General features: G+C 63.5%; 27 protein-coding genes. 16 read left to right on the forward strand and 11 right to left on the reverse strand.

The window, feature by feature from the left end:
* Positions 1 to 77: 77 nt before the first annotated feature.
* Positions 78 to 1,292, reverse strand: coding sequence for an NADP-dependent isocitrate dehydrogenase (locus tag AC630_RS07565; RefSeq protein WP_074117865.1), 1,215 nt, complete (start codon positions 1,290 to 1,292; stop codon positions 78 to 80).
* A 338-nt stretch (positions 1,293 to 1,630) separates the two neighbouring features.
* Between AC630_RS07565 and AC630_RS07570 the strand changes: the two genes are divergently transcribed.
* Positions 1,631 to 2,830: a TrmJ/YjtD family RNA methyltransferase gene (locus tag AC630_RS07570; RefSeq protein WP_074117866.1), complete on the forward strand. Its 1,200-nt coding sequence runs from the start codon at positions 1,631 to 1,633 to the stop codon at positions 2,828 to 2,830.
* A 323-nt stretch (positions 2,831 to 3,153) separates the two neighbouring features.
* On the forward strand, positions 3,154 to 3,642 hold the full coding sequence (cynS, locus tag AC630_RS07575) for a cyanase (RefSeq protein WP_074117867.1): 489 nt from the start codon (positions 3,154 to 3,156) through the stop codon (positions 3,640 to 3,642).
* Positions 3,643 to 3,776: 134 nt separating this feature from the next.
* Here cynS and AC630_RS07580 read toward each other — a convergent pair whose 3' ends face one another.
* Entirely contained in the window at positions 3,777 to 4,100 is a 324-nt protein-coding gene (locus AC630_RS07580; RefSeq protein ID WP_074117868.1) for a DUF1476 domain-containing protein, read from the reverse strand.
* 309 nt (positions 4,101 to 4,409) lie between these two features.
* Here AC630_RS07580 and purC point away from each other — a divergent pair, with 309 nt between their 5' ends.
* Genes purC through AC630_RS07605 form a run of 5 tightly spaced genes read left to right on the forward strand, consistent with a single transcriptional unit; the run spans position 4,410 to position 7,369 of the window.
* Positions 4,410 to 5,177: a phosphoribosylaminoimidazolesuccinocarboxamide synthase gene (gene purC, locus AC630_RS07585; RefSeq protein ID WP_208866972.1), complete on the forward strand. Its 768-nt coding sequence runs from the start codon at positions 4,410 to 4,412 to the stop codon at positions 5,175 to 5,177.
* Positions 5,178 to 5,191: 14 nt separating this feature from the next.
* Positions 5,192 to 5,434, forward strand: coding sequence for a phosphoribosylformylglycinamidine synthase subunit PurS (purS, locus tag AC630_RS07590; protein WP_074117870.1), 243 nt, complete (start codon positions 5,192 to 5,194; stop codon positions 5,432 to 5,434).
* Positions 5,435 to 5,445: 11 nt separating this feature from the next.
* The gene (locus tag AC630_RS07595; protein WP_074117871.1) at positions 5,446 to 5,700 is read left to right on the forward strand and encodes a hypothetical protein; all 255 of its coding nucleotides are present in this window, start codon (positions 5,446 to 5,448) and stop codon (positions 5,698 to 5,700) included.
* The gene (gene purQ, locus AC630_RS07600) at positions 5,697 to 6,398 is read left to right on the forward strand and encodes a phosphoribosylformylglycinamidine synthase subunit PurQ (RefSeq protein WP_074117872.1); all 702 of its coding nucleotides are present in this window, start codon (positions 5,697 to 5,699) and stop codon (positions 6,396 to 6,398) included. The genes AC630_RS07595 and purQ overlap by 4 nt, the downstream gene beginning before the upstream one ends.
* Positions 6,395 to 7,369 (forward strand): tripartite tricarboxylate transporter substrate binding protein BugD, encoded by a 975-nt coding sequence (locus tag AC630_RS07605; RefSeq protein WP_074117873.1) that lies wholly within the window; start codon positions 6,395 to 6,397, stop codon positions 7,367 to 7,369. The genes purQ and AC630_RS07605 overlap by 4 nt, the downstream gene beginning before the upstream one ends.
* 115 nt (positions 7,370 to 7,484) lie before the next feature.
* Here AC630_RS07605 and AC630_RS07610 read toward each other — a convergent pair whose 3' ends face one another.
* The gene (locus AC630_RS07610; RefSeq protein ID WP_074117874.1) at positions 7,485 to 8,450 is read right to left on the reverse strand and encodes a DMT family transporter; all 966 of its coding nucleotides are present in this window, start codon (positions 8,448 to 8,450) and stop codon (positions 7,485 to 7,487) included.
* A gap of 75 nt (positions 8,451 to 8,525) precedes the next feature.
* A complete protein-coding gene (locus tag AC630_RS07615; RefSeq protein ID WP_074117875.1) occupies positions 8,526 to 9,005 on the reverse strand; it encodes a PaaI family thioesterase in 480 nt (159 codons plus the stop codon).
* Between the two features lie 182 nt (positions 9,006 to 9,187).
* On the opposite strand from AC630_RS07615, the gene purL reads away from it, so the two are divergent.
* The gene (gene purL / locus AC630_RS07620) at positions 9,188 to 11,398 is read left to right on the forward strand and encodes a phosphoribosylformylglycinamidine synthase subunit PurL (RefSeq protein WP_074117898.1); all 2,211 of its coding nucleotides are present in this window, start codon (positions 9,188 to 9,190) and stop codon (positions 11,396 to 11,398) included.
* 90 nt (positions 11,399 to 11,488) lie between these two features.
* Here purL and AC630_RS07625 read toward each other — a convergent pair whose 3' ends face one another.
* On the reverse strand, positions 11,489 to 12,676 hold the full coding sequence (locus AC630_RS07625; protein WP_074117876.1) for an acyltransferase family protein: 1,188 nt from the start codon (positions 12,674 to 12,676) through the stop codon (positions 11,489 to 11,491).
* 178 nt (positions 12,677 to 12,854) lie between these two features.
* On the opposite strand from AC630_RS07625, the gene AC630_RS07630 reads away from it, so the two are divergent.
* The gene (locus tag AC630_RS07630) at positions 12,855 to 13,028 is read left to right on the forward strand and encodes a DUF1328 domain-containing protein (protein ID WP_074117877.1); all 174 of its coding nucleotides are present in this window, start codon (positions 12,855 to 12,857) and stop codon (positions 13,026 to 13,028) included.
* A 50-nt stretch (positions 13,029 to 13,078) separates the two neighbouring features.
* Here the strand turns inward: AC630_RS07630 and AC630_RS07635 are convergent, their stop codons facing one another.
* Both AC630_RS07635 and AC630_RS07640 read right to left on the reverse strand, forming a co-directional pair.
* Positions 13,079 to 14,146, reverse strand: coding sequence for an alpha/beta fold hydrolase (locus tag AC630_RS07635; protein ID WP_245330298.1), 1,068 nt, complete (start codon positions 14,144 to 14,146; stop codon positions 13,079 to 13,081).
* A 101-nt stretch (positions 14,147 to 14,247) separates the two neighbouring features.
* Positions 14,248 to 14,607, reverse strand: a complete 360-nt coding sequence (locus AC630_RS07640) for a DUF427 domain-containing protein (RefSeq protein ID WP_074117879.1) — start codon at positions 14,605 to 14,607, stop codon at positions 14,248 to 14,250.
* Positions 14,608 to 14,802: 195 nt separating this feature from the next.
* Between AC630_RS07640 and AC630_RS07645 the strand changes: the two genes are divergently transcribed.
* Genes AC630_RS07645 through AC630_RS07655 form a run of 3 tightly spaced genes read left to right on the forward strand, consistent with a single transcriptional unit; the run spans position 14,803 to position 16,935 of the window.
* Entirely contained in the window at positions 14,803 to 15,039 is a 237-nt protein-coding gene (locus AC630_RS07645) for a BolA/IbaG family iron-sulfur metabolism protein (RefSeq protein ID WP_074117880.1), read from the forward strand.
* A 26-nt stretch (positions 15,040 to 15,065) separates the two neighbouring features.
* The gene (locus AC630_RS07650) at positions 15,066 to 16,259 is read left to right on the forward strand and encodes a low temperature requirement protein A (protein WP_074117881.1); all 1,194 of its coding nucleotides are present in this window, start codon (positions 15,066 to 15,068) and stop codon (positions 16,257 to 16,259) included.
* A gap of 58 nt (positions 16,260 to 16,317) precedes the next feature.
* Positions 16,318 to 16,935, forward strand: coding sequence for a hypothetical protein (locus AC630_RS07655; protein ID WP_074117882.1), 618 nt, complete (start codon positions 16,318 to 16,320; stop codon positions 16,933 to 16,935).
* Between the two features lie 127 nt (positions 16,936 to 17,062).
* Here AC630_RS07655 and egtD read toward each other — a convergent pair whose 3' ends face one another.
* Both egtD and egtB read right to left on the reverse strand, forming a co-directional pair.
* Positions 17,063 to 18,034, reverse strand: a complete 972-nt coding sequence (egtD, locus tag AC630_RS07660) for an L-histidine N(alpha)-methyltransferase (RefSeq protein WP_074117883.1) — start codon at positions 18,032 to 18,034, stop codon at positions 17,063 to 17,065.
* Between the two features lie 134 nt (positions 18,035 to 18,168).
* Positions 18,169 to 19,467, reverse strand: a complete 1,299-nt coding sequence (gene egtB / locus AC630_RS07665) for an ergothioneine biosynthesis protein EgtB (protein WP_074117884.1) — start codon at positions 19,465 to 19,467, stop codon at positions 18,169 to 18,171.
* Positions 19,468 to 19,707: 240 nt separating this feature from the next.
* On the opposite strand from egtB, the gene grxD reads away from it, so the two are divergent.
* The 4 genes from grxD to AC630_RS07685 are packed head-to-tail and all read left to right on the forward strand — an operon-like array spanning position 19,708 to position 23,180.
* Complete coding sequence (gene grxD / locus AC630_RS07670) at positions 19,708 to 20,034, forward strand: Grx4 family monothiol glutaredoxin (RefSeq protein ID WP_074117885.1); 327 nt, start codon at positions 19,708 to 19,710, stop codon at positions 20,032 to 20,034.
* 3 nt (positions 20,035 to 20,037) lie between these two features.
* Positions 20,038 to 20,592 carry an O-acetyl-ADP-ribose deacetylase gene (locus tag AC630_RS07675; protein WP_074117886.1) on the forward strand — a complete coding sequence of 185 codons (555 nt, stop codon included), beginning with the start codon at positions 20,038 to 20,040 and terminating at the stop codon, positions 20,590 to 20,592.
* A gap of 43 nt (positions 20,593 to 20,635) precedes the next feature.
* Positions 20,636 to 21,916 carry a serine hydrolase domain-containing protein gene (locus AC630_RS07680; RefSeq protein WP_074117887.1) on the forward strand — a complete coding sequence of 427 codons (1,281 nt, stop codon included), beginning with the start codon at positions 20,636 to 20,638 and terminating at the stop codon, positions 21,914 to 21,916.
* 1 nt (position 21,917) lies between these two features.
* The gene (locus AC630_RS07685) at positions 21,918 to 23,180 is read left to right on the forward strand and encodes a serine hydrolase domain-containing protein (RefSeq protein ID WP_074117888.1); all 1,263 of its coding nucleotides are present in this window, start codon (positions 21,918 to 21,920) and stop codon (positions 23,178 to 23,180) included.
* 90 nt (positions 23,181 to 23,270) lie between these two features.
* Here AC630_RS07685 and AC630_RS07690 read toward each other — a convergent pair whose 3' ends face one another.
* Both AC630_RS07690 and AC630_RS46165 read right to left on the reverse strand, forming a co-directional pair.
* Positions 23,271 to 24,302 carry a helix-turn-helix domain-containing protein gene (locus AC630_RS07690; protein WP_074117889.1) on the reverse strand — a complete coding sequence of 344 codons (1,032 nt, stop codon included), beginning with the start codon at positions 24,300 to 24,302 and terminating at the stop codon, positions 23,271 to 23,273.
* Between the two features lie 304 nt (positions 24,303 to 24,606).
* Positions 24,607 to 24,873 (reverse strand): hypothetical protein (locus AC630_RS46165; RefSeq protein WP_208866973.1); only part of this gene is annotated, 267 nt, incomplete at its 5' end.

A 24,873-nucleotide genomic window follows, 5' to 3' on the forward strand; every position in this document is an offset into this window, starting at 1 on the left:
CACAAAACAAAAGGGCCGCGCTTTGGCGCGGCCCGTGATGATGTCCGACCCAGTCGGGCGAAATTGCGGATGACAGCTTAGGCCGTCAGCGCCTTCGTCAGGTTCTCGGCGACCTTGTCGAGGAAGCCCGTGGTCGAGAGCCAGCGCTGGTCGGCGCCGACCAGGAGCGCGAGGTCCTTGGTCATGTAGCCGGCCTCGACGGTGTCGACGCAGACCTTCTCGAGGGTGTTCGCGAACTTGGCGAGCTCGGCATTGTTGTCGAGCTTGGCACGGTGCGACAGGCCGCGGGTCCAGGCGAAGATGGACGCGATCGAGTTGGTCGAGGTCTCCTTGCCCTTCTGGTGCTCGCGGTAGTGGCGGGTCACCGTGCCGTGGGCGGCTTCGGCTTCCACGGTCTTGCCGTCCGGGGTGAGCAGCACCGAGGTCATCAGGCCGAGCGAGCCGTAGCCCTGCGCGACCGTGTCGGACTGCACGTCGCCGTCGTAGTTCTTACAGGCCCAGACATAGCCGCCGGACCACTTCAGGGCCGAGGCCACCATGTCGTCGATCAGGCGGTGCTCGTAGGTCAGGCCCTTGGCGTCGAATTCCTTCTTGAACTCGCGGTCGAAGATGTCCTGGAAGATGTCCTTGAAGCGGCCGTCATAGACCTTGAGGATGGTGTTTTTGGTCGAGAGATAGACCGGATAGTTGCGCAGCAGGCCGTAGTTGAAGGAGGCGCGGGCGAAGTCGATGATGGAGTCGTCGAGATTGTACATCTCCATGGCGACGCCGGCGCCCGGAGCCTTGAACACTTCCTTCTCGATCACGGTGCCGTCCTCGCCGACGAACTTCATCGAGAGGGTGCCCTTGCCCGGGAACTTGATGTCAGTGGCGCGGTACTGGTCGCCATAGGCATGGCGGCCGATGATGATCGGCTTGGTCCAGCCGGGAACGAGGCGCGGCACGTTCTTGCAGATGATCGGCTCGCGGAAGATCACGCCGCCGAGGATGTTGCGGATGGTGCCATTCGGCGACTTCCACATCTGCTTGAGGTTGAACTCCTTCACCCGGGCCTCGTCCGGGGTGATGGTGGCGCACTTGACGCCGACGCCGACCTTCTTGATGGCTTCGGCGGCGTCGATGGTGACCTGATCATTGGTGTGGTCTCGGTGCTCCATCCCCAGGTCGAAATAGAGCAGCTCGACATCCAGGAACGGGTTGATCAGCTTGTCCTTGATGTACTGCCAGATGATCCGGGTCATCTCGTCGCCATCGAGTTCGACGACGGGGTTGGTCACCTTGATTTTTGCCATGATCGGGGAAGCCCTCTTGGGAACGGCGCCGCTGGCGCCAACTGGAATATCCGGGGCCTCTTAGCACTCGACAGCGGCGGGCGAAAGCCAAGTGATTATGCACTTTTAGCCCATCCAGCTTCCACAGATGGGGGGCGGGAGCGGCCCTGTCGCACGCGCGGTGGTGAAGTTACAGGCGAGATTCAAAAGTCGAATCTAACCCCGTTATTTCCCTTGAGAATTTTGTCAGGACAGGCAAACGACAGGCGACCGGGCAAGCTGGCCCTATGGCCGGCTTTGAATCAATTCCTAAGAGCGCCTCTGCAAGGCCTTGAGAACCAGTGTGAAAGCGAAACGAGATGTCGGGGACTGACAAGAGCAAGGCGGGCCTTTCCCTCGACGGACCCATCGTGATCCTGGTCGAGCCGCAGCTCGGCGAAAACATCGGCATGGCCGCGCGCGCCATGGGCAACTTCGCGCTCGGGCGCCTGCGCATCGTCAACCCCCGCGACGGCTGGCCCAACATTGCCGCCCAGCGCGCGGCGGCCGGCGCCGACCACATCCTGGAACGGGTCGAGTTATTCGATACGGTCGAGCAGGCCGTCGCCGACCTCGACCTGCTGTTCGCAACCACCGCCCGCGCCCATGACCAGGCCAAGCCCGTGGTCGGCCCGGAGGCGGCAGCAAGAGAGATCTCGGGTCACGTCGCCACAGGGGGCAAGGCCGGCATCATGTTCGGCCGGGAGCGCTGGGGGCTGACTAACGAGGAGGTCGGGCTCTCCAACCGCATCATCACCTTCCCGGTCAATCCGGGCTTTGCCTCGCTGAACCTCGCCCAGGCCGTGCTGCTGATCGGCTATGAATGGTTCAAGCTGATGACGTCAGGTGAGCTGCCGCACGGCATGCCGGAGCGCTCCGAGCGCGCCTCGCAGCACCAAATGCAGGCCTTCTTCGACAACCTCGTGCGCGAGCTCGACCGGGTCGAATTCCTGCGCCCGGCCGAGAAGCGCGACACCATGCTGGTCAACCTGCGCAACATCTTCAGCCGCATGGAGCCGACCAAGCAGGACATGCACACCCTGCACGGGGTCGTCATGGCGATCGCCGAGGGGCGCAAGGGCCCGGCCAAGGGCGGCGTGCTCGACGGTGAGCAGGCAACGCGCCTGCGCGCGCTGCTGGCCGAGCACGGGCAGGGCGGCGGAGTGCCCGACAGCGGCAGCACGGTGCGCGGCCTCGCCCGCCTGCTTCGCCGCAACCCCACCGACGCCGAGCGCCTGCTCTGGCAGGCGCTGACGCGCGACCGCCGCTTCGCCGGCCAGTTCAAGCGCCAGACCCCGGTCGGCCGCCACATCCCGGACTTCGTCTCCTTCCCGCACCGGATCGCGATCGAGCTGGTGAACCCGGGCGAGGGCGAGACGATCGCCGCCGACCGCGCGGCAAGGCGGGCGTGGCTGGAGGCGCGCGATTATCGCGTGATGGAGATTCGGGCGGCGGATGTGGAGCGCGATCTCGATGCGGAGCTGGTGCGACTGCAGGGGATGATGTCGCGGAGCGCGTAAGTCTCGTAGGCTGGGCAAAGCGACTTGTCCGCCGTAGCTCGATGAGCGAAGGCGGAAGCGTGCCCACCATGTCGATCAACGCAGCAGAGACAGACATGGTGAGCACGTGCTGCGCGCCTTTGCTCGCCCTACGAGATCCGGCGGCGATCAAGCGATCTACTGTCGATTTGTCGCGCGAGGCGAGGGCGCGGGTGTGGGGCCTGACCTCATCCATTGGCACGTTTCGTGCCTCCCAAAGCGGCACGCAACGGCATGGCTTCTATCTCGCTTCCCTCGAGGGAACGGACCGGCGCGACACAATGCGTAGCCAAGGGAGACTTGACATGAAACGCGAAGACCTCACCGAAAAGCTGCTCGACATCAAGCGCGAGAAGGGCTGGAGCTGGAAATACATCTGCGACAAGGTCGGCGGCTATTCGGAGGTGCTGATCGTCGGCGCGATCCTCGGCCAGATGAAATTGACGAAGCCGCAGGCCGCCAACGCAGGCGAGCTGTTCGGCCTGTCGAAGGCCGAAACCGCGATGCTGAACGAGGTGCCGATGCGCGGCACCGGGACGCCGATGCCGCCGACCGATCCGCTGATCTACCGCTTCTATGAGATGGTGATGGTGAACGGTCCGGCCTGGAAGGCGCTGATCGAAGAGGAATTCGGCGACGGCATCATGTCGGCGATCGACTTCGACATGGCGCTGGAACGCATCGCCAATCCAAAGGGCGACCGCGTCAAGATCACCATGAGCGGCAAGTTCCTGCCGTACAAATATTACGGCGCCAGCGGCAACGTGCCGGAGTATGGGTTCAAGGAGGGGTGACAGACCCCTCGGTCATTCCGGACGCCGCGCCAGCGGCGATCCGGAATCTCGAGATTCTCCAATGCGCAATTGCGCATTGGAGTTCGGTCCTGCGGACCGCCCCGGAATGACGGTGCGTGTGAGGACGCTTCGCGTCACTTCCCCGCCTTCACCTCGGCCGCCGCCACGGCGATCAGCTCGTTCATCTTGGTGCGGATCGCCTGCTCGGTGACGGCGACGTTCTTGGCGGCGAAATCGGCCATGACCTTGCGCAGGACGTCGCCGTCGCCGGCTTCCTCGAAATCGGCCGCAACCACTTCCTTGGCGTAGGCCGTGGCGGCCTCGCCGGTGATTCCGAGCTTCTCGGCAGCCCAGAGCCCAAGCAGCCGGTTGCGGCGGGCTTCCGCCTTGAATTTCTGCTCCTCGTCGAGGGCGAACTTCTTCTCGAAACCTTCCTCGCGCTTGTTGAACTCGCTCATGCCTCTTCCAATTCCCTGCTGACCGGACCCGGCGGGCCCTCGTTGCGGGGGCCCCGGCGCATGCCTAGATAGAGGGCACGAATCGGCAAAACAACGAGCCGTTAAGTCGCAGGCAAAACGGTATAAGTTGGCGCCGGACGGCTGGATCGATTGTGCTGGGACAGCCAATCGGATAGGTTGCCTGAAGGCTTGGTTCCCGTTCTGTTTCCGCGGGTTCCGGGCCGTTCACGGCAGCTCCGCTGTGGGTCGTAATCCTAGTAACCGGAGCACACCAAATACATGGATTTCAACAAAACACGGTACATCCCCATGAGCCGTCGGCGTCGCATTTATGAAGGCAAGGCAAAGGTTCTCTACGAAGGCCCGGAGCCCGGTACCCTGATCCAGCACTTCAAGGATGACGCCACCGCGTTCAATGCGAAAAAGCATCAGGTGATCGAGGGCAAGGGTGTCCTCAACAACCGGATCTCGGAGTACCTGTTTCAGCACCTCAACGACATCGGGGTGCCGACCCATTTCATCCGCCGGCTCAACATGCGCGAGCAGTTGATTCGTGAGGTCGAGATCGTGCCGCTCGAGGTGGTGGTGCGGAACGTTGCCGCCGGCTCGCTGTCACAGCGCCTCGGCATCGAGGAGGGCACGCAGCTGCCCCGTTCGATCATCGAATTCTACTACAAGAACGACCAGCTCAACGACCCCATGGTGTCGGAAGAGCACATCACTGCCTTCGGCTGGGCGACGCCGCAGGAGATCGACGACATCATGGCGCTCGCCATCCGTGTCAACGACTTCCTCACCGGTCTCTTCCTCGGCATCGGCATCCGGCTCGTCGACTTCAAGATGGAGTGCGGCCGTCTGTTCGAGAACGAGATGATGCGTATCATCGTCGCCGACGAGATCTCGCCGGACTCCTGCCGCCTGTGGGACATCAAGTCGAACGAGAAGCTCGACAAGGACCGCTTCCGCAGGGATCTTGGTGGGCTGCTGGAGGCCTATACCGAAGTCGCAAAACGTCTCGGCATCCTCATGGAGAACGAGCGGCCGGTGGGCTCGGGCCCGGTGCTGGTGAAGAGCTAAGAGGGATTATCGACGTGAAGGCACGTGTCACCGTTACCCTGAAGACGGGTATCCTCGACCCGCAGGGCAAGGCCATCGAAGGCGCGCTGAAGTCGCTCGGCGTCGACGGCGTCGCCAGCGTCCGCCAGGGCAAGGTGTTCGACATCGAGCTTGCCGGCGCCGACAAGGCCAAGGCCGAAGCGGCGCTGAAGGAGGCCGCCGACAAGCTGCTCGCGAACACCGTGATCGAGAACTACGCGATCGAGTTGAAGGCTTAGGAACTGACAGCATGGCCGACGTCACAGCGGAACTGATGTTCGAGGTGATAAAGTCGATTCAGGCTCGGCTCGCGCAGGTCGATGGAAAGATCGACGAGCTCAAGCAGGAAATGCAGGCCATGCGAACGTCTCAAACGGGCATCCGCCACGAAATCACCAGCGTTTTTCAGGAGATTTCAAGCGTTCATGCCACTCTAGTTCGCCACGAAGGTCGCTTGGACCGTATTGAAACCCGCCTCGAGCTGAACGACGCACCCGCCCAATGAAAGCCGCCATTCTCGTCTTCCCCGGAATCAATCGCGATCGCGACATGGCTCGTGCGCTGAAGCTCATCTCGGGCCATGAGCCCGCGATGGTCTGGCACGCCGAAACGTCGCTGCCTGTTGGCACCGACCTCGTGGTGGTGCCGGGCGGCTTCTCCTACGGCGACTATCTTCGCTGTGGCGCGATTGCTGCGCGGGCGCCGGTGATGGATGCGGTGCGTGACTATGCGGCGAAGGGCGGCCTCGTGCTCGGCGTCTGCAACGGTTTCCAGATCCTCTGCGAGTCCGGCCTCTTGCCGGGCGTGCTGATGCGCAATGCGGGGCTGAAATTCATCTGCCACGACGTGCATCTGCGCGTCGAGCGCTCCGACACGCCGTTCACCCGCGGTTACAATGCCGGGCAGGTGATCCGCGTGCCGGTCGCCCATGGCGAGGGCAATTACGAGGCGGATGAAGAGACCATCAAGCGGCTCGAAGGCGAGGGGCGCGTGCTCTACCGCTACTGCTCCGCTGACGGCGTGGTCGACGAGGCCTCCAACATCAACGGCGCCGCGCAGTCCATCGCCGGCATCGTCAATGACAGGGGCAACGTGCTCGGCATGATGCCGCATCCCGAAAACCACGTCGAAGACATCATGGGCTGCACCGACGGCCGCGGCCTGTTTGCCGGCCTTGTCCAGCATCTGGAAAAGGCCGCGTGATTTCATTCGTGGTGAAGCGGTCTCTGGTCGCGATCGCGGCGCTTTCGCTGGCGACTGCCGCGTTCGCGCAGGATTTCCCCAAGCGCCCGATCACCATGATCGTGCCGTTCGCGGCCGGCGGCACCTCGGACGTGATCGCGCGCACGGTCGCCGAGCAAATGGGTATTGCGCTCGGCCAGACCATCGTGATCGAGAACGTCGCCGGCGCCGGTGGCTCGACCGCGCTGGCGCGTGCTTCCCGCGCCGAGCCGGACGGCTACACCATCGCAATCGGCAATGCCGGCACCAATGCCGCGACCTACACGATCTATCCGAAGCTCCCGTTCACACCGGACTCCTTCCTGCCGATCGCCATGGTGGCGAAGACGTTCGGCATCATCGCGCTCCGCAAGGATTTTCCGGCGAAGGACCTCAAGGAGTTCATCGCCTACGCCAAGGCCAATCCCGGCAAGATCAATCTCGGCCATGCCGGCGTCGGCTCGTCGAATTACCTGATCTGCAAGAGCTTCGTCACGGCCGGCGGGATCGACGCGACGCTGGTCGGCTATCGCGGCGCGGCGCCCGCGCTGACCGACGCGGTCGGCAGCCAGATCGACGGTGTCTGCGATGCGGCGGCCTCGGTTTCGCAGTCGATTAACGAGAAGCTGGTGAAGGGGCTCGTGGTCGGATCGACCGTACGGCTCGCCACGCTCCCGGAGCTGCCGACATCGGCTGAAGCGGGCCTCCCCGAATTCGAGGCGCAGGGCTGGAACGGCCTGTTCGCGCCCAAGGGCACGCCGCCGGCCGTCATCGCCAAGCTGAACGCCGCCGCGCGGACGGCGGTGGAGACCGACGCGGTGAAGAAGCGTTTTGCCGATCTGTCGACCGTTGCGCCCGATCCCGACGAGCACACGCCCGAGGTGCTCCAGAAGCTCGTGACGCGCGACGTCGAGAAGTACCGGAAGATGCTGGCGGACGACGCCAAGCCGTAGCGTTTTTCGCTAGAGCCATTTCCGTTCCGATTCCATCGGAACGGAAATGGCTCTAGATTCCTGTTTTGACGCGTTTTCTTTACGCGAACCGGTATCCACTTCGCTCGAAAACGCTCTAGCGCCACTTCAATCGCTCAGCCGGCACCGTCATGGCGGCGACGCCAGCCATGACCAGCAGCAGGCCCAGCGCCAGGTTCGACGGCACGCTCTCGCCGAGCAGCAGCACAGAAAGCCCCACGCCGATCGGGATGCGCAAATAGCCTTGCGCGTTCGTCGTCAGCGTGCCGAGCCGGCCCAGGCACATGTAGAACAGCAACAGCCCCAGCGCGCTGGAGACGATCCCCATGACGATGGTGGCGACGATCGCCGTCGGCGTCGGGTGCAGCGTCCAGGGCTGGTCGATGATCAGCGAAGGCGGCAGCAGCACGAGGCCGCCGAACAGCAGCGAGCCGGTTGCCACCACCATCGGATCGTACTCGGACAGCCGCAAGCCGAAGATCGTCGCGCAGGCAAAGGAGATGGTGGCGAGCAGGATCGCGACCTCTGCAATGATCTCGCTGCCGAAGCCGCGCAGCGCATCGAGGCCGACGATGACGATTGTGCCGGCAAGGCCCAGGATCGCGCCCGCAAGTTTCAGGAGCGTCGCGGGCTCGTGCCGCGTGATCAGCGAGGTGATCAGGAAGGCGAAGATCGGCGTCGTCGAGGCCAGCACCACCGTGTTCGACGCGGGCACATATTGCTGCGACCAGGTGATGATGAGGAACGGGACCGTCGAGTTGATCAGCTGCTGGACCGCGAACAGCTTCCAGGCCTTCACATCTGTCGGCAGGCTGATGCCGCGCATCCACAGGATCGCGAACAGGAAGGCGGCGGCGATCAGCGAGCGCACCGAGATGAAGGTGATCGGCGGGATCGCGTCCAGCGCGAGCTTGGCCAGCGGATAGGTCGAGCTCCAGCAGCAGGCGAGCGCGAACAATAGCGCGTAGTCGCGCCAGTTGCGCGCGCCGGCGGCGGTGATGGATGGCAACGGCGCTGATGCGGAGGCCGCGGTGCGGCCCGTCGGCGATGTGCTCTGCGGCACCTTGTACTTGCTCCCCGGCGCGAAAGCGCTCGGCGCAAGTCTGGGCGAGGGGGCGCGAAAAGGGAAGGTGTCGAGCTATGCGTTTGGCTGCAGTGCCGGCTTCCGCTTCACCCGCTTGATCGTCCCGGAGAAGCTGAACAGCGGCCGTCCGGCCGATGTCAGCTTGCCGCGCAGGAAGATCAGCGAGCCGCCGGCGCGGGACACTTCGCCCACACATTCGATCAGCTCGCCCTCGCGTGCCGCGTCGAGGAAATCGCAGGCGAAATTGGTGGTCACCGCGGACCCATCCAGCTCGTGGGTGGCGATTGCGAACAGGCAATAGTCAGCGAAGGCCATGAAGCAGCCGCCATGGACGTTCCCGGCGCCATTGAGGTGCTTTTTCTCGACCCGGAAGGCCGAGCGAACGCTGCCGTCGTCCTCGATCTTGTGCCAGAACGGGCCGATATGGGTCTCAAAACTGTCGCGAATCCAGGTCCGCCAGCCCTTGAACTCACCTTCGGTGGCCACGTGCAGGTCGGGGCGGCGGGTGGAGGGGACTTTGGTCAATTCGTGCAAGGAAATGGGCCTTCAATTACGGGTCTTTTGCCCTTAAATCCGATCCGTCAGCGCCTTGCAATTCCCGTTCCCGCCGACCCCGCCTGCAAAACGTGGGACAGCGGGAAAATGCGTCATTAAGGGCTTTTCCAAGCCCCTCGATGTTCCTAAGAACGGCCAACCCCGCCGAAAGCCTCGAATCCATGAAGAATGAACCCAAGATCACCCCCGAACTGGTTGCCGCCCACGGGCTCAAGCCCGACGAGTACGAGCGGATCCTGAAGCTGATCGGGCGGGAGCCGACTTTCACCGAACTCGGCATCTTTTCGGCGATGTGGAACGAGCACTGCTCGTACAAGTCGTCGCGCATTCATTTGCGCGGCCTGCCGACCAAGGCCCCCTGGGTGATCCAGGGCCCCGGCGAGAATGCCGGCGTGATCGATATCGGCGACGGCCAGGCGGTGGTGTTCAAGATGGAGAGCCACAACCACCCGAGCTACATCGAGCCCTATCAGGGTGCGACCACCGGCGTCGGCGGCATCCTGCGCGACGTCTTCACCATGGGGGCGCGCCCGATCGCGTGTCTCAATGCGCTGAGCTTCGGTGCGCCCGAACATGCCAGGACGCGGCATCTCGTCTCCGGCGTCGTGGCCGGCGTCGGCGGCTACGGCAATTCCTTCGGCGTGCCGACGGTCGGCGGCCAGGTGCGCTTCCACACCCGTTATGACGGCAACATCCTCGTCAACGCGATGGCCGTCGGTCTCGCAGATGCGGACAAGATTTTCTACGCGGCGGCGTCCGGCGTGAACATGCCGATCGTCTATCTCGGCTCCAAGACGGGCCGCGACGGCATCCACGGCGCCTCGATGGCCTCGGCCGAGTTCGACGACAAGTCCGAGGAGAAGCGCCCCACCGTGCAGGTCGGCGATCCCTTCGCCGAGAAGCTGCTGCTCGAGGCCTGCCTCGAGATCATGGAGAAGGGCTGCGTCATCGCGATCCAGGACATGGGCGCGGCGGGCCTGACCTGCTCGGCGGTCGAAATGGGCGCCAAGGGCGACCTCGGCGTCGATCTCGATCTCGACGCGGTGCCGACCCGCGAGACCGGCATGAGCGCCTACGAGATGATGCTCTCGGAGAGCCAGGAGCGCATGCTCATGGTGCTCAAGCCCGAGAAGGAAAAGGAAGCCGAGGCGATCTTCCAGAAGTGGGGCCTCGATTTCGCCGTCGTCGGCTACACGACGCCGAGCAAGCGTTTCGTGGTCAAGCATGGCGGCGACGTCATGGCCGATTTGCCGATCAAGGAGCTCGGTGACGAGGCGCCGGTCTATGATCGTCCCCATGTCGCCTCCGCTGCGCTGCCGATCGTGCATGCACGCGAAGTGGAGGCGCCGATGGGCGTCGGTGCGGCGCTCGAGAAGCTGATCGGCACACCTGACATGTGCAGCAAGCGCTGGGTCTGGGAGCAGTACGACCACGTCATTCTCGGCAACACCTTGCAGCGGCCCGGCGGCGATGCCGCCGTGGTGCGCGTGCAGGATGGGCCGAAGGGGCTCGCGCTGACCGTCGACGTCACGCCACGCTATTGCGAGGCCGATCCGTTCGAGGGCGGCAAGCAGGCGGTCGCGGAAGCCTGGCGCAACATCACCGCGGTCGGCGGCAAGCCGCTCGCGATCACCGACAATCTCAATTTCGGCAATCCGGAGCGGCCCGAGATCATGGGCCAGTTCGTCGGCTGCCTGAAGGGCATCTCGGAAGCCTGCCGCACGCTCGACTTCCCGGTCGTGTCCGGCAACGTCTCGCTCTACAACGAGACCAACGGCCGCGCGATCCTCCCGACGCCCTCGATCGGCGGCGTCGGCCTGCTCGACGATTTCACCAAGTCCGCGTCGCTGGCCTTCAAGGCCGAAGGCGAGGCGATCCTGCTGGTCGGCGAAACCCATGGCTGGCTCGGCCAGTCCATGTACCTGCGCGACATCTGCGGTCGTGAGGAAGGCGCGCCGCCGCCGGTCGATCTCGCCGCCGAGAAGCGCAATGGCGACTGCGTGCGCGGCATGATCCATGCGGGCACGGCAACCGCCGTGCACGACCTCTCCGACGGTGGCCTCCTGATCGCGCTCGCCGAAATGGCGATGGCGAGCGGCATCGGCGCGAAGCTGCTCGCGGCGCCGGCCGCGCTCGTGCCGCAGGCCTATTGGTTCGGCGAGGACCAGGCACGCTATCTCGTCACCGTGCCGGAAGCGGAGGCCGGCCGCGTGCTCGCCAAGATGCGCGGCTGCGAGGTGCCTTGCGTGCGGATCGGCACCACCGGCGGCGACGCGATCGCGATCGCGGGTGAAGCGCCTGTTGCGATCGACACGCTGCGGAAATCGTTCGAGCGCTGGCTGCCGGAATATATGGGCGGGAAGGCGGCCTGATAGTCATTCCGGAGCGCGCGAAAGCGCGGACCCGGAATCTCGAGATTCCGGGTTCGATGCTACGCATCGCCCCGGAATGACCCAACTCAATCACAACACGTGCGACGCCCCCGGGATCTTCCGCAACGCCGCCGTCAGGCCCCAGCTCAGGATCACCGTGAGCACGAAGCCGATCGCGGCCTTCACGATCGCCGGCAGTCCGTAGTCGAACAGCGCGTACTGGATCCACAGCGCGATCGGGTAGTGCACCAGGAACATGCCGTAGGCGTCCGCCTGCATCCGATCGAGCAGGTTCGGCCCCGGCGACTTCGAGTGCAGGAAGAAGGCGAGGATCGCGAGCAGGATCGCGGCCGAGAACAGCACGAAGAACGTGCCGTAGATCGCTTGGTACCAGTGCGGCAGCACGTCCGGATTTCCCAGGATTCCTCGCTTGATGTAGATCATGCCCCACATCAGGCAGTAGGGGATCAGCGTCGCGATCACCCACAGCCACCGGCTCCTCGGCAATTGGCCTGCCGCGCTGAGCACGCCGCGGTCGAAGTTCGCGGCACCGACGCTCACGCCAATGAAGAAATAGGCGAAGTAGAGCAGGATGCGGCTCGCCTGCACCGAGAACGGGCCGAAATCGAACCACCTGTTGGCACCGAAATAGACCAGCGCGGGCACGTAAACGATGGCCGTGACGACGACGAGCAACAGCCAGAATACGGCCGGCTGCTCAAAACCTCGAACTGACACGCGGTTGACCGGATCGACCAGATGCGTGGAGACACGGTAGAGCAGGCTGGCGGTCAGGTCGAACGCGAGCAGCACCCATACGAACCAGATCGGGCCGCTCGGCCACGGGCCCACCGTGACCGTCTTCCACCAGAACGCAGCGAAGGTCAGCTCGGTATTCTGCTGCAGCGCGATCGCGTAATAGGCGAGCGGGATGACGGTGAGGGCCGCGATCGCGAACGGCAGTCCGAGCCGTAACAGGCGATCGCGCAGGAAGACCTGTGGCGCCTTGCGCGCGATGCCCGGCCACGTGAACAGTCCCGACAGGAAGAAGAACATCGCCATGAAGAAGCTGTCGGTGGCGAGCACGACGACGTCGAAGCCGATCCAGGACGCCGGATCGGTGTGACCGAAATGGGTGTAAGGGATGACGGCGTGATGCAGCAGCACCACGAGTGTCAGGAAGGTGCGGACGCGGTCGAGCGACAGATTGCGCGCCTTGCTCTTCGGTGCGGCGTGCGCCTCTGCTCCGATTGTCGCGGATTGTGACATCGTCATCATGGTCGCCCCGATTGCGCTCCTGCCCGGGCCGGACTGTGCCGCCGGGAACCCGATTCAGCAAGCGCAGTTTGTGCCGTGGCCTGGCGGTGTGCAGCGCCAGGAACCAGTTCCACGCAGCGAAGTTAGCGTCCACGTACAGGTTGAGGGCCGTAAGCTGCGGCCTTAGTCGGAGTTGCCGATGACGATTCTGAAATGGGCGCTGGTCTTCCTGCTGATCTCGATCGTCGCCGGCGTGCTCGGCTTTACCGGCGTCTCGGCCGCCTCGGCCGATATTGCCCGCTTCCTGTTCTATATCTTCGTCGTAATCTTCCTGGTGCTGCTGATACTGGGGCTCACCATATTCAGGGTGTAGCGGGCAAGCCGCTCGATCGGGGCTGCGCGCCGGCTCCCGGGCGCAGGCCGTCAATTGCGTGCGAACGGTCTTACGCGGGCCAAAAGCTCCGCCAAGAAATCAGCGGGACGATCAAACGGAACGAAATGATCGCCGCCGCGAACCCAAGCAAATTCCTTATGTGGGGCCATGATCTGATTGAAATATTGCTCGGCAGGTCCGCCTGGCGTCACGCCATCCGCATCGCCCTCAATGAAGAACATGGGTATCGAAAATTCGAACCCCATTGAGGCCATGTCGTGCTGAAACATCGGACCGTCCCTTCCGGTCAGATACTTTGCGGAGAAGGCGGCGCCTTTGCGCCAGTTGTACCAATCGCGCAGCGAGAAATCCGGCATGAAGAGGGGCGGGACCGGGCCGGCCAGCTGAAAGGCATCCGCGGGCGGCAGGGCGAGAGCTCTGCTCCACTTGTCGGCAATCATGCGATTTTCCTGGGTCATGGTCGGCCGTGCGGCGACGGGCGCCAACTCCGCCAGCGCCTCGTTGTTGTTCGCGGACGCCGCCTGTGTTTGCAGACGCGCGATCGTCAGCTCGAATGCCTTCTCGAAGGTCGTCCTGCCAACCACCTGGCCCGTGCCGACATAGGCATAGAACAGATCCGGGCGTTGCTTCGCCATATGAATTCCCAGGAATGAGCCCCAGGAATGCCCGACCAGGACAATCCTGTCCTTGTGCAAATGCGTCCGCAGATACTCGGTCAGCTCGACACCATCCTGCGTCATTCGCTCCAACGTCATGGTTGGAGCGAGCGTGTCTCCAGCGGCACCATAAGTGCGGCCGGTCCCGCGCTGGTCCCACTGCACAACGGTGAAATGCTCTTCCCAGGGCCGCCAGCCCGAAGAGATCGGCAAGGTGGAGCCTCCGGGCCCGCCGTGGACGAACAGGAGAACCGGGTTATCCCGATCCTCGCCGCGGATTTGAATCCATTGCTTGATGCCGCCGATGTCGACGAACGCTCCCTCCTGCACTCCCCTAGGTGAACGGATGGCGAGAGTTTCCGCAGCAAGATGCTGGCGATAGGCTCGAAAACCAACCCCGGCGGCGACCACTGCGATGAGGACGCCGGCCGCTCCCAGCAACGAGATCCCAATAAGTCTTCCGGCCCTGCGCGGCATCGGTGTGCCTTGCTTCGACTGGGAGGAGGCGACCCATGATCGCCCGGCGCCACAGTGCCGTGAGCCTACCCCACTTCCTCGATCTTCACCTTGTCCGGATAGAAGGCAAGGTGGCCGGAAATCTCCGTCATCGCCGGGAAGGGCGTCTCGTAAGTCCAGATCGCGTTGTCCAGCGTCCTGCCGTCAGCCTTGATGCTGTAATAGCTCGCATCGCCCTTGTACGGGCAATGGGTCGTGCGGTCGGTGCGCTCGAGCAGTGCCATATTGGTGTCCTCCCGCGGCACATATTGCACCGCCGGATATTTGGCCTCCTTCAGCGTCAGCGCCTTGGTGGTCTCCGCGATCACGACGTCGCCCGCCGTGACGCGGACGCGCCGGGGGTTTTGGGTGATGGTGATGGGGTGGTCGGGCCCTGGAAGCTTCATGACTTCACGCCTTTTCGATCAATCTGCCGCGCGCGGCACTTTGTCGTGCCTTTATCCCGGTGGGATCACGGATATAGTGCCTCAAGGCGTGACGTAGAAGGCCGTTCACGCTAAGTTTGGCCCTGCCGGTCCGGGGACCCGGCAGCGATTCGACGACGAGGCTGATTCTCAGCCGAGACAAGGAGCAAGACCCGAATGCCCATGGACGCCCACGATATCGAGGCGATGATCAAGGCAGCGATCCCCGATGCCGAGGTGACGATCCGTGACCTCGCCGGTGATGGCGACCACTATGCCGCGACCGTGATCGCGGAATCCTTCCGCGGCAAGTCCCGCGTTCAGCAGCACCAGATCGTCTATCAGTCCCTGCGCGGCCAGATGGGCGGCGTGCTGCACGCGCTGGCGCTGCAAACCGGCGTGCCCGGGACCTGATCTGACGGCGCCGCGAGGGGACGACGATGGCTGCGGACAATCCGCGGGGCGCGATGTTTCGTGTCATCTTGCCGAACCAGCACAGCCGCGTCACCAATGCCGAGCTGTTCTTCGACCTCGTCTTCGTCTTCGCCGTCACGCAAATCTCGCACGCGCTGCTGCACCATTTCACGCCGCTCGGCGCGGTCGAGGTCACGCTGCTGTTTCTGGCGGTATGGTGGGTGTGGGTCTATACGGCCTGGGTCACCAACTGGCTCAATCCCGAGCTGACGCCGGTCCGCATCCTGCTCTTCCTGATGATGCTGGGCGGCCTCGTGCTGTCGACCACGATCCCGACCGCCTTCGAGGGGCGGGGCCTGTGGTTCGCAATCGCCTATGCGACCATGCAGGTCGGACGCACCGCCTTCTGGCTGTTTGCGACCCCGCGCCATCGAACGGCGGTCCGGCACAACGCGATCCGCATCCTGGTCTGGCTCTCCGGCTCCGCGATCTTCTGGATCCTCGGCGGTCTCGCGCACGGGGAGGAGAGGCTATGGTTCTGGATCGCGGCGGTGACGATCGAGTACGTCTCGCCGGCGGTTCGCTTCTGGGTCCCGAATCTGGGGTTCTCGTCGGTCGAGGCCTGGGCCGTCGAAGGCGGCCACATGGCCGAGCGCTGCGCCGGCTTCATCATCATCGCACTCGGTGAAGCCGTCGTCGTCAACGGCGCGACCTTTGCCGAGTTGGATTGGACCACTGACAACATCCTCGCCTTCGTCTCGGCGCTGGTCGGCGCCATCGCGATGTGGTGGGTCTATTTCCACAAGGGCGCGGAGGCCGGCTCCGAGCGCATCTCAAAGTCTGCCGAATCCGGCCGGCTGGCGCGGCTCGCCTACACCTATCTGCACATGCCGATCGTCGCCGGCATCATCCTGACCGCGGTGTCGGACGAGCTGGTGCTCAAGCATCCGGCGGGCCATTCCGACGTCAGGACGATCGTGAGCACGATCGGCGGGCCGCTGGTGTTTTTGGTCGGCACCATCCTGTTCAAGTACTCGATCCGCGGCTTCCTGCAGCTGTCGCACGGCATCGGCATCATCCTGCTTCTGCTGCTGAGCTGGTTTGCATCGGAGCTGTCGCCGCTCTGGCTGTCGGTTGCGACCACCGCGATCATGATCGTGGTCGCGGTGTGGGAGTCGGTGTCGCTGGGGTCGACGCCGCAGGAGGCCGAGGAGCATTGAACCGCGCGCGGCCGGGACGCGTCTAACGACGAACCGCTCTCTGCCGACGTAGGTTTCAGTGAGACTTCAGTTCACGCTTCTGCTGGCATGTTGTGTCACGCTGGCTGGTCCGATTGCCGGTGCCGGAAGCCCAGGCACGATCGACGAACTCCGGCAGAGTTTTACGGTCGGCGGCGAGCCGGTCCCGCCGAACGTCTTTCGCGACATGGGCGACGGCGATCTCGCCGATTCCGGCAGCATCATCGTCACGATCGATGTCAAGGCCGCGACCGGCAGCAATCTCTATGCCGATCCGATCAAGCGCAACGGTGCCTGGGTCGCGCAGCGCAGGGCCAGTCCGGGCGACAAAGGTCTCACCGAAGAGGAGGCCTATCGCTATATCGGGGTGACCGCGAACAAGCTGCTCATCCTCATTACGAGTTACAGTGGCGGCGGGTCGGGCGTGTTTTACTCGCTGCATATTCTCACGGCCGAACCGGCGCGCGCCTTCGATGGCGAAGGCAAGCCCTACGAACGATTGAACCTCACCACCATCCGCAGCGTCGCGCTTGGTGACCGCTGGAATGGCGAGGTCAGGATCGACGGCAACGCCGTTGTGGTTAAGACGACCGGCGGTATCCCGGCCGGTCATGCGCGCAAGCCCTCAACCATGACGATCGAGGCCGAGCGCCCCTAAAGCGCGATGAATCGTCATCGCACTTTAGGTTATTGTTTGGAGCATGATCTCCGTGCAAACGCGTTCCGCGTTTGTCGCGAGGGAAAACCGCTTCACACTTTTCCGGATCATGCTCTAGCGGCTCCCGTCACTCCGCAGCTTCCAGCGCGTGCACCGAGAACATCCTGGCCGCATCCGTCCAGCTCTCGCGCACCCGCCAGCCGGCGCTATGCGCCAGCGCGGCGAAACGCTCGATGCTGTATTTGTAGCTGTTCTCGGTGTGGATGCTCTCGCCCGGCCGGAACGAGAAGCTGGTGCCCAGCAGCCGCACGGTCTGGCTCTTCCTGCTGATCAGGTGCATCTCGATGCGGTGCCGCTCGCGATTGTAGATCGCCCGATGAGTGAAGGCGGAGAGATCGAAATTGCCGCCCAGCTCGCGATTGATGCGCACGAGCACATTGAGGTTGAAGCGCGCGGTGACGCCGGCCGCATCGTTATAGGCGTCGTGGAGCACGCGCTCTTCCTTCTCGAGGTCGGCGCCGATGATCATCAGCGCACCCTGGCCCAGAATCTCGCGCGCGCTCTTCAGGAAGGCCTGCGCTTCGTGCGGCTCGAAATTGCCGATGGTCGAGCCCGGGAAGAAGCCGACCTTGGGCCGCGATGCGACCGCCTTCGGCAGCTCGAACGGCGTGGTGAAGTCGGCCGCCACCGGATAGATGCCGAGCGACGGAAAGTCCCGCTTCAGGCCGTTCGCCTGCGCATTCAGGAAGTCGCCGGAGATGTCGACGGGCACATAGGCTGCGAACTTGCAATGGTTGAGCAGAAGGCGGACTTTCGTAGTCGCGCCTGCGCCGAACTCGACCAGCGCCGCGTGCTCCGGAATGATTTTCGCGATCTCGCTGCCGCGCTCCTTCAGGATCGCAAGCTCGGTGCGCGTCGGATAATATTCCGGCAGGCGCGTGATCGCCTCGAACAATTCCGATCCGGTTGCGTCGTAGAAATATTTCGGCGACAGCTTTTTCGGCTGCTGCGAGAGGTCTTCGATGGCCTCGCGGGCAAAGGTGGTCGTCTGCTCGTCGGGGAGATGGGCTTCGGCCAAAGCGCTGGCGTGCACATTCATGATACTCTCCTGAACGCGCTGTCCGGCGCGCGGTTGTCGTCGGATGAGGCCTAAGGCGTGATGAGATTGCGCCTTAGGTTATTGTTTGAGCATGATCTTTTGGAAAACTGCTGCACACTTTTCCGGATCATGCTCTAGTCGTAGTCGGCGAGCCGCAGTCCCGTGAACTGCCAGCGATGGTGCGGATAGAAGAAGTTACGGTAGGTGATACGGGTATGCCCTTCCGGGGTTGCAAGGGAGGAGCCGCGCAGCACGAGCTGGTTGACCATGAACTTGCCGTTGTACTCGCCGAGTGCGCCTTCGACGGCACGATAGCCGGGGTAGGGGGAGTACGAGCTGCGGGTCCATTGCCAGACAATGCCGAAGGCATCATTGAGCGCGCCCGCGCGTGCCGCGACCTCCCATTCCATCTCGGTCGGCAGATGTTTTCCGGCCCAGCGGGCGAAGGCGTCGGCTTCGTAATAGCTGATGTGGCAGACCGCCGCGTCGGGATCGACCGGCTTGAGGCCGGCCAGCGTCATCACGTGCCACTGGCCGTCGATCTCGCGCCAATGGCCCGGGGCTTCCCAGCCCTCGTTGTTCACGGCGGCAAAGCCGTCCATCAGCCACAAGGTTGCGGTCCGGTAGCCGCCGTCACGCATGAAGGCGAGCCACTCGCCATTGGTGACGAGATTGCGCGCGACCTTGACAGGGCCGACCAGGGCGCGATGGGCGGGCTTCTCGTTGTCGAAATGGAAGCTGTCCTCGACATGGCCGACGGTGTGGATGCCCTCGTTCAGCATCAGCCAGTCCTCACCGGTGCGTGTCGCGGCCGGGAAGCGCCAGTCCGGATCGTAGGCCGGCGGGATCGGGTTCTGCGCGAAGGCGTGCAGGATGTCGGTGAACATCAATTCCTGATGCTGCTGCTCGTGATTGAGCCCGACCTCGATCAGCGGCGCGATCTCGCGAAGCTTGTCCTCGCCGGCCTCGCGGAAGAATTTTACGACCGCAGCATCGACATAGCTGCGGTAGGCGCCGACCTGATCGGCGCTCGGGCGGGTGATGTCGCCGCGGCGATGCCGCGCATGACGCGGGCCGGCGCTGACGTAATAGGAATTGAACAGGAAGGCGAAGTCGGGATGGAAGGGGCGGTATTCCGTAGAGTGCTCGCCGAGCAGGAATTGCTCCCAGAACCAGGTGGTGTGAGCCCGGTGCCACTTCGTGGGGCTCGCATCGGGCATGGACTGGATCTGCTGGTCCTCGGGCGACAACGGCGCGGCGCGGCGCTCGGTCTCGTCACGGACGGCGAGATACGCCTCTTCCAGCCTCCGGGCGAGGCCGCCCAAACCGGCCGACGGTGACGAAAGCGGGGAGGTGGCCGTAGCGGAGGCTTGTTTCGTCACGTTTTTCTCCAGACAAGACGAGAGAACGTTGTTGGCGCCGCCCGGTTCCAAAGCCGGGGTTCGTCCTAAATGGGGCCTCCGTAACGGGATAAAAGTCCTCTCCGGCGTTAATATTAGTGTCATCAGCCCATCGGCCCGGCGCCGCCCAGGCCGGCTGCCCCGGCACAGTTCGCCGCCATTTTACTTTGGATGCACAACGGTTTGGGCTACATATATAGGCAAGTATCGGGTTAGATCGGCTGAGCCGGCCCGAAGCGATTGGTGAGGGCTCTGCCCCAGAAGGACACGGATATGAGCATCGAGGAATTCATCGACAACGAAGTGAAGTCGAACGACGTGGTTTTGTTCATGAAGGGTACGCCGCAATTTCCGCAGTGCGGTTTCTCCGGCCAGGTCGTCCAGATCCTCGACCACCTCGGCGTCGGCTACAAGGGCCTCAACGTTCTCGAATCCGCCGAACTGCGCAACGGCATCAAGACCTTCTCCAACTGGCCGACCATCCCGCAGCTCTACGTGAAGGGCGAGTTCGTCGGCGGCTGCGACATCGTCCGCGAGATGTTCCAGGCCGGCGAATTGCAGCAGCTCTTCTCCGAGAAGGGCGTCGTCGTCGCGGCCTGATACGTGACCCAGCTGACGCGCCGCATCGGCGGCGCCGAACTCGAGGTCATTGTTGCTGACATCACCACACTGAGCGTTGACGCAATCGTCAACGCGGCCAATTCGTCTCTCCTCGGCGGGGGCGGCGTCGATGGTGCGATCCATCGGGCGGCCGGGCCCGAGCTCGTCGCCGAATGCCGCATGCTCCGCGGCTGCAAGACGGGCGATGCCAAGATCACCAAAGGCTACCTTCTGCCCGCGCGCCATGTGATCCACGCGGTCGGCCCGGTCTGGCACGGCGGCGGCCGCGGTGAGGCGGAAGCGCTGCGCTCCTGCTATCGCCGCGCCCTTGAGCTCTGCCAGGCTAATCAACTGAACTCGCTGGCGTTCTCCGCGATCTCGACCGGCGTGTATCACTTTCCCGCCGACCAGGCCGCGAAGATTGCGGTCCATGCGACGATAGAGGCCCTACCGGCTGCGCCCTCGGTCACCCGGGTCATATTTTGTTGTTTCTCGGAGCGAAGCGCCGGTCTCCACACAGACATTTTGGCGGGGTACGGCAGCCCTTGTGCCCGTTGACGCCGTCAGTACACTCCGCCGGACCATGTTCCGGGGAGGGGATATGATTTCACGTTCTGGACGTGTGTTGGCCTGCGGCGCGCTGATGTCGCTTGGCGCAATGTCGTTCGCGCGGGCGGAGGGCACCTACGAGATTCCGGCCGGCGCGCATTTCAATCAGGAGAAGCTCGCCAAGGTCAGCGAGTTCTTCAAGAACGAGGTCGCGACCGGCAAGATCGCCGGCGCGACCGTTCTGATTCAGCAGCACGGCAAGCCGGTCTACCACGAAGCCTTCGGTGTGCAGGACGTGGTCAGCAAGGCGCCGATCACCGACAAGACGATCTTCCGCCTGTTCTCGATGACCAAGGCGATCACCGCTGTCGTCGCGATGCAACTGGTCGAGGACGGCAAGATCAAGCTCGACGATCCCGTCTCGAAGTACATTCCGTCCTTCGCCAATGTGAAGGTCGGTGTCGAGAAGAAGGCCGAGGACGGCACCAAGTCGCTCGAGCTCGTGCCACTGAGCCGGCCGATCACGGTGCACGACCTGATGACGCACACCTCGGGCATCACCTATGGTTTCTATGGCAACAGTCTGGTCCGCAAAGCCTATCGTGACGCGAATATCTACGCCGGCGATTTCGACCTCGCCGAGTTCGCCGAGCGCATCGCCAAGCTGCCGCTGCACAACCAGCCGGGCGCGCTCTGGCAATATGGACACTCCACCGACATCCTGGCACGCGTCATGGAGATTGCGGCCGGCAAGCCGCTGCTCGATATCGAGCGGGAGAAGCTGCTCGGTCCGCTCGGCATGGTCGACACCGGCTTCTTCGTCACGGATCCCGAGAAACAGAAGCTCCTGGCGCAACCGGTGCCGAACGACAGCGATTTCCGGGTCGGCCGGATCAACGATCCGACCGTCGTAAAAAAATGGCAGTCGGCCAGCGGCGGCATGGTCTCGACCATGTCGGACTATGAGCGCTTTGCGCAGATGCTGCTCAACGGTGGCAGCTTCGAGGGTAAGACCATCCTCAAGCCCGAGACCTTCAAGCTGATGGTGACCGATCAGGTCGGTCCGGGCTCCGGCGTCGATCGCGACTATTACTACTTCCCCGGCGACGGCTTCGGTTTCGGGCTCGGCCTTGCGGTCCGCACTGATCCCGGCAACGCCAAGCCGCCGCCCGGCGATCTCGGCGAATTGAAGTGGGACGGCGCCTCCGGCTGCTATTTCGTGATCGACCCCAAGCAGGACATGTTCTTCGTCCTCCTGGAGCAGACGCCGACCGAGCGCCAGCGCGTGCAGCGGACACTGAAGCAGTTGGTCTATGAAGCCATGGAGAAGTGATATGTGCGGGCGCCGCGCATTCCTCGCGGCGCTCGTCCTTCTCGCCGGTGCATTCGGTGCGAAGGCAGGTCCTGAGGGCCGCGCCGCGCACAATCTCTCGCCTGAAGGCCTGGCAAAAGTCTCCGACTACATCAGGAACGAGGTCGCAACCGGCAAGTTTCCGGGCGCGATCCTGCTGCTCCAGCAGCACGGTAAGCCGGTTTATTACGAGAATTTCGGTGTCCGCGATGTCGCGACCGAGATATCGATGAGTGCGGACACGATCTTCCGCCTCTATTCGATGTCGAAGCCGATCACGTCAGTCATGGCGATGATGCTGGTCGAGGAGGGCAAGCTCACGCTCGACGATCCCGTCTCGAAATACATTCCGGCCTTCGCCGGCATGAAGGTCGGCGTCGAGAAGAAGTCCGAGGATGGCAAGATCGCGCTGGGGCTCGAGCCGGTCAATCGTCCGGTTACGATCAAGGATCTGCTGCGCCACACCTCCGGGCTACCTTACGGCTATCATGGCGGAGGCGCGGTGCGCGAGCTCTATGCCGACGCCAACCTTTTCAACAGCGAACTGAGCAATGCCGAGTTCGTCGCGAAGATCGCGACGCTGCCGCTGGTCGAGCAGCCCGGTACGATGTGGGACTACGGCCACTCCACCGACGTACTCGCCCGCGTCGTGGAGGTGATTTCCGGAAAGACATTGCTGCAGTTCGAGAAGGAGCGGCTGCTCGATCCGCTCGGCATGAACGAGACGGCGTTCTTCGTCGCCGATCCCGCCAAATTCCCGCGCATTGCCGAACCGATGCCGGAGGACCGCAACATCAATCCGACGACGCGGCTCCGCGAAATCAGGCGGCCGCTGAAATGGGAATCGGGCGGCGGCGGCATGGTCGGCACGATCGGCGACTACGCCCGCTTCGCACAAATGCTGCTGAATGGCGGGACCTATGAAGGCCGGCGCTATCTCAAGCCCGAAACCATTGCGCTGATGGCGTCGGATCATATCGGACCCGAGACCAGAATCGCGCGCGACCAGAACTATTATCCGGGCGGGAGTTCCGGCTTCGGCCTCGGCTTCGCCGTGCGCACTTCGGTGCCGCAGGGCACCTCGTGGCCACTTGGCGAATATCGCTGGGACGGCGTCGGCGGCACGTTCTTCTTCATCGATCCCGAAGACGATCTGTTCGGGATCTTCATGGCGCAGACCCCCTCGCAGCGCGGCCGGATTCAACTGGCTTTGAAGACGCTGATCTATCAGGCGATGGGGCGCTGATCCCGTCGTTTGGCGGTTTTCGTAGCCCAGATGGAGCCAACTAGCTAACCGAGTTCGAGTGGGAGTTTGCGCCTGGCCGTAGCGTTGTCGCTAGGCGTTGGACCCACGTACTGGGTGTAACCGGGCAAAATGGGCCTGCATGCCGGAGATCCGTCCGTCAACGACGATCGGGGCTCCGCCTTCAGATCTCGCCTCGCTAGGCGTTATGCCAAACCGGGCGCGAAAGGCCCCCAAGAAGTGGCTGCTGCTCGAAAAGCCCAGGTCGTGGGCGATCTCGGTGATCGACCGCACCGCGCCGCGGGGCCGGCGGAGTTCCTGATAAGCCGCATCCAGCCGCCTGTCGCGTATGAGCGTCACCACTCCGCCATCGGCAGCGAACATCCGGTAGAGGTGCGCACGCGAGACGCGGAAGCGGCGCATCAGCAGGGCGGGGCCAAGCTCCCGTTCGGCGAGATTCGCTTCAATGAAGTCCAGCACGCGCCGCCGCAGGATTTGCGACAGCATGCGATCATCCGGCACCTCGTCGATTGCGTGGCGCCCGAGTGTTGCAGCGAGCAGGGCGATCGATGCTTCCTCGATGGCGAGTGCGTCCGCGTTGCCGATGTTCGCCGGCAGGTGGTAAAGGCCCCTGATGAAATCGGCGAGCAGCCGTGTCGCCGGTGACACTGCCTTCAGCACCGCGCCGTGCAGTCGTCGTCCGCCTGCAGCTTTGTCGATCTGCTCGCGCGGCAGGACGACCGACAGAGTCGAGCCCGACGACGCGGAGCTCGACCACATTAGGCCAAGATCGAAAATGGTCACGTCGCCAGGCTCGATGGAGATCGCGCGACCGTCGCAATCTCCCATGGTCTCACCGCTCAAGCGCAACTGCACGACGTAAAGATTATGGAGTCCGCTTCGACGAATGATGAGCTGATCCCGACAGTAGCGCTGCGCATTGAACGTTGCTCGACAGAGCGAAAGTGCGCCGATGAACCGCGAACTGACCGAACCTTCAAGGAGCAATTCGCGGCGATCATCGAGGGGTTGAGTATCGAAGAACGGTCGCGTGACCTCGCGCCAGTAGTCGTTGCGATGGCTCGGCTCGATCAGGTCTGTCGACAGAAACAATTTGTCCTGCATTTTTTCTAACTTCTACCCTAGCTCACCGAATCAATTCACGACAACCGAATTTGAAGATTTTTCGGCGCGGTGTCATTTGTTCGAATTTTCGATAGATGCCATGCGCTCGTTCGATTGAGACGCATTCTGCAAACAAATGAGACGGGGATGAGAGCGGATGCATTGCTGTCCAGCGAAGATCGCTACACGCTTGGAGCATCGCATCGATGCGACTGCGGCGCTTTGATGCGGAAAGCGCGCGCTGGAATGATGGGGCTGGGACTTGGAATTTTTTGGTAAGTGTGCTTGTGCAACTTCACGGCGTTTAGATTTCGTTAAGGTTCGAAAAGACTATCTGCACGCGGGAGCTTCGCGGCCCGTGTTTGCCCGGCGGCTGCTGGGCGGTGTTTCGGTGCTCGCGCTTCTCGCAGCTAGCATTGCTGCCCCCTCCACCACCTGGGCCGATGGCGGTCGAGGCCCCGGCCAGAGTTTTGTTGCCGGCGGCGCCGGCGGCAAAAACGGGACGGCGGCCGAGGCAGCCGGGCAGGACGGTGCGAATAACGGGGGCGCTGGCGGCGGCGGCGGCGTCGAT

Source organism: Bradyrhizobium sp. AS23.2 (assembly GCF_001908185.1).
GTDB lineage: Bacteria > Pseudomonadota > Alphaproteobacteria > Rhizobiales > Xanthobacteraceae > Bradyrhizobium.

Coding starts and splice junctions, on each gene's coding strand:
- AC630_RS07645 (WP_074117880.1), top strand. CDS start 14,803: ATGCCCATGGACGCCCACGATATCGAGGCGATGATCAAGGCAGCGATC.
- AC630_RS07680 (WP_074117887.1), top strand. CDS start 20,636: ATGATTTCACGTTCTGGACGTGTGTTGGCCTGCGGCGCGCTGATGTCG.
- AC630_RS07690 (WP_074117889.1), bottom strand. CDS start 24,302: ATGCAGGACAAATTGTTTCTGTCGACAGACCTGATCGAGCCGAGCCAT.
- AC630_RS07580 (WP_074117868.1), bottom strand. CDS start 4,100: ATGAGCGAGTTCAACAAGCGCGAGGAAGGTTTCGAGAAGAAGTTCGCC.
- purQ (WP_074117872.1), top strand. CDS start 5,697: ATGAAAGCCGCCATTCTCGTCTTCCCCGGAATCAATCGCGATCGCGAC.
- AC630_RS07630 (WP_074117877.1), top strand. CDS start 12,855: ATGACGATTCTGAAATGGGCGCTGGTCTTCCTGCTGATCTCGATCGTC.
- AC630_RS07650 (WP_074117881.1), top strand. CDS start 15,066: ATGGCTGCGGACAATCCGCGGGGCGCGATGTTTCGTGTCATCTTGCCG.
- AC630_RS07685 (WP_074117888.1), top strand. CDS start 21,918: ATGTGCGGGCGCCGCGCATTCCTCGCGGCGCTCGTCCTTCTCGCCGGT.
- AC630_RS07640 (WP_074117879.1), bottom strand. CDS start 14,607: ATGAAGCTTCCAGGGCCCGACCACCCCATCACCATCACCCAAAACCCC.
- AC630_RS07570 (WP_074117866.1), top strand. CDS start 1,631: ATGTCGGGGACTGACAAGAGCAAGGCGGGCCTTTCCCTCGACGGACCC.
- AC630_RS07625 (WP_074117876.1), bottom strand. CDS start 12,676: ATGATGACGATGTCACAATCCGCGACAATCGGAGCAGAGGCGCACGCC.
- AC630_RS07595 (WP_074117871.1), top strand. CDS start 5,446: ATGGCCGACGTCACAGCGGAACTGATGTTCGAGGTGATAAAGTCGATT.
- AC630_RS07565 (WP_074117865.1), bottom strand. CDS start 1,292: ATGGCAAAAATCAAGGTGACCAACCCCGTCGTCGAACTCGATGGCGAC.
- grxD (WP_074117885.1), top strand. CDS start 19,708: ATGAGCATCGAGGAATTCATCGACAACGAAGTGAAGTCGAACGACGTG.
- egtD (WP_074117883.1), bottom strand. CDS start 18,034: ATGAATGTGCACGCCAGCGCTTTGGCCGAAGCCCATCTCCCCGACGAG.
- purC (WP_208866972.1), top strand. CDS start 4,410: ATGAGCCGTCGGCGTCGCATTTATGAAGGCAAGGCAAAGGTTCTCTAC.
- cynS (WP_074117867.1), top strand. CDS start 3,154: ATGAAACGCGAAGACCTCACCGAAAAGCTGCTCGACATCAAGCGCGAG.
- purL (WP_074117898.1), top strand. CDS start 9,188: ATGAAGAATGAACCCAAGATCACCCCCGAACTGGTTGCCGCCCACGGG.